Here is a 3,194-nt window from a genome sequence, read left to right on the forward strand (position 1 = left end):
GGGGTTTTTTGCATAAACCCTCCAAAAGGGGGAATAAGCATATTTATATACCAAAGCTAGCAATCGTTCGGAGAAAATTAGTAAGACTGTACTTGGGTGAGCTGGTGAACGATATCATCAAGATCGATCGGTTCAGAGCATTTTCTAAACTCATAGCGACCGTATAAATTGATGTGCTGCCAAGCCACAGGCGAAATCTGTTTCAAGGCTTCAACTCCTTGAACATCGTCACCAGACTCCCGATGAGCCAGGACATTAGATAAAATACTGGCATTATAATAAAGAATACAGTTAGCAATTAACCGCCCACACTCGCTCCAAAGCTGCTGCTCTAACTCAGATTTAAAGCGCAATTTACCAAAATTTGCATAAGAGATAGCTCGACGTAATTGATGATAGCTTTCACCCCGATTCAATGCCCGCTGGACATTTTGACGTAAGGGTAAAGAATCAATATAATCAAGCAGATACAAACTTTTGAGAATATTATCATACTCCCATAAAGCACGTCGAGTCTTATTCTTCCGAGTATAAGCACTCAGTTTACCAACAATAATGCTTTGAGTAGTTTCCTTCACCGCCAGTGAAACCATAATTCGTTGAATATTCTCCCATTCTTCCACAATCAAATCAGTATTAAGTTTACGAATAGGCTTGACAACACAATCCTTATCGTAGTTACTAGGATGTTGAAATCCATATAGAGCCTTGCTTACCTTGTCATAGATATCTTTATAGCGGGGTGCAAATTGATAACCAAACGAATGCAGAACAGCAAAGTTAACCTGATTCGTACCATGAGTATCAGTTGAATGGATCTCTGGCTGAATATCAGTCGTGTTATTGAATAAAATATCAAATACAAAGTGGCTCTCATGTTCGTTGGCTCCAATAATTTTGGCATTAACCGGAATATGGTTAGCAACTAACGTGTATGAGACAACGCCCTTCTTCAATCCAAAATACTTAGGCGAGTGCCGTGAATTGATTGTATTAATCCGAGCTTCAAACTTCTGCCCGTCACTACTAGAATGAATCGTGCTATCGATATCATAATGATGGAAAATAGATAGTTCAGCAATAGCATTACTAATCAGATCGTTCGCTTCTTTAAGTGTCTCCAATCGGATAAAGTTATCTGAAGTGCTAGCCAAGAGCTGATAATTAATATCGGAAACTTGACCCATTCGTCCCATCCCCATATTATTACCCCAAGCAATCAAACAAGCAATCATCACCCGCTCATCTACAGTTTGCTTTTGGTAACGACCTAATACATGCTCGAAAGCTTTGATAAAATGGCAGTGCCGATCTACAAAATACAACACTTCGCCAATATCGACCTGTTTCAAATTATCAAAGAAGGGAGAGTTGATGAGATCGACACCTTGAGGGTATAAAAGATTCCAGCGAACTTGTTTACCTCGCTTTTTAATCTGGAAGTGTTCGTTTTCTCCATCAGCAATGCGGCGATTAACTTCAATGATGCGTTGTTCGAGTGTTTGTTCTAGCGAACTTAAATGTTCTAAGATTGGATGAGTTAAACTAGTTAGATTATTGTCAACCATCAACTTTTGCTTATCTTGCCAGCGCAGATTGTTAATTAAGTCATCCTCTAAACTCCGAAAGTGAATACTATCTCGACATGAAATGTCACCTGATTCTAATCCGTTTCGGAGCAGTCGATAGATTAAAAACTCATAGCGGTCTGGGATTAACTGCTTTTGGTGCTTACTATCCTGTGTGTAGAGATAACTCGTAGCTGATGCTGGCACACAATCAACTGGGAATAAGTCAGATGGAAACTCCTTGAGGGGCTTACCCTTCTTGAATGCTGCTTTCAGGAAATCGACTGCTTCAATCAATGTATCCTGAGATAACGTACTGGTAAATTCAATCGTGACGATCGCCTGTCGAAGATGTAGTTTGAATTGACGAGATAATTTATCGATATGCTCCCATTGAAAGGCAGTTTCATCAAGGTTTACAGCTTTAGCCATCCGATTGGCAACAGTAATTAGCTTTTGACGTGGTAAGATTTTAAAAGCATGTGACTGAAAAGTCTTGAACGGTGTATCAACTGCGATACTTTCATCCGTTAACAGCTTGAGAACTTGTCCTGCTTTTTGCAAGTTTTCGTTAATCTCTACGTGATATTCCTGCAAGCGTTCTTTGGCAACACTTTTAGCTTCGTCACTATAATTCCTAACTCTAAATATCAAACAGTTGATTAAATTGTCAGAGCGTTGTTGATAGCGATGATAGGTAAAGCAGATTAAATAAATATACGCCGTCCACTCGTTCAGTTGCTTTAATCTGAACACAGAGTAATAGCCTACCAATGAAGCATAATATTTAATACTTTCATTAGAGATCTTCAGCTCTGGTAATAACCTTTGAGCTATTTTATAGAAAAGATATAGTTGTTCTCCCCGTTGAATCTCACGTCTGATTTCAGCCAGACTGAAATCTTTGGGTTCGTGTTTGAGTTGGGTGATTTCATATAAACCAGTTGAATCCTCCAATAGTTTTTTGAATTCTGCTCTCTCTGATACCTCCAATCTAGCTTGGATAATATTTGTCAATCGGCTTTGCTCGGAATTTATAGCTCGACTAACTATTTTCTGCATCAAGCTATAACCTGGTAAGATAATTCGATGCTTTGTTAGATAGTTGATGAGTTCGCGAAAGACATAAATAGGCTTGCTGTAAATCATTGCCGATTGCTGCGCTTTTTGTTCGAGTTCTTGGCGTTCTTCTTTGGTACAATTACGATAACCATAAAGTTCGAGTATCAACCGCTGTTGTTTGAGCCGCGTCTGCTTATCAATTACAGTGATTCCGCCGATCTGTCGGGAATCAAAGTGTTGCTCTATAATATATTGAAAGTCGTCCTTGACTTCATCAAGCGTGAAAATAAAGAATAGATACTTGGCTCTGAAGTATCCCAATTGCAAAATAAAATGTACTTGAGATTTAAGCGAACGGAATCCTTCCAGTATTTCTAGATCTGCATGTGATAAAGCGAAGTACTGAAGCCGTTCTTCATTGTTAAAGTGGGGTCTACTGTAAATACTTTTTATTTCATCACTAGCTAAGATCTTGAGACGTTTTTCTTGGGGAGTAGCTTTGAAATTTTCATCTTCCATTTGTGGTTGTTTAGCTGTGAAGATTCTTAGCCTCAAAAACTATAC

1 protein-coding gene is annotated in these 3,194 nt (G+C 38.8%); it reads right to left on the reverse strand.

Translation table 11 applies throughout. The annotated features are described in order from the left end of the window. Positions 1-77: 77 nt before the first annotated feature. On the reverse strand, positions 78-3,149 hold the full coding sequence (locus C7B77_RS26870; RefSeq protein WP_106312236.1) for a Tn3 family transposase: 3,072 nt from the start codon (positions 3,147-3,149) through the stop codon (positions 78-80). Positions 3,150-3,194 lie beyond the last annotated feature (45 nt).

This window comes from Chamaesiphon polymorphus CCALA 037 (assembly GCF_003003845.1).
Lineage (GTDB): Bacteria > Cyanobacteriota > Cyanobacteriia > Cyanobacteriales > Chamaesiphonaceae > Chamaesiphon > Chamaesiphon polymorphus.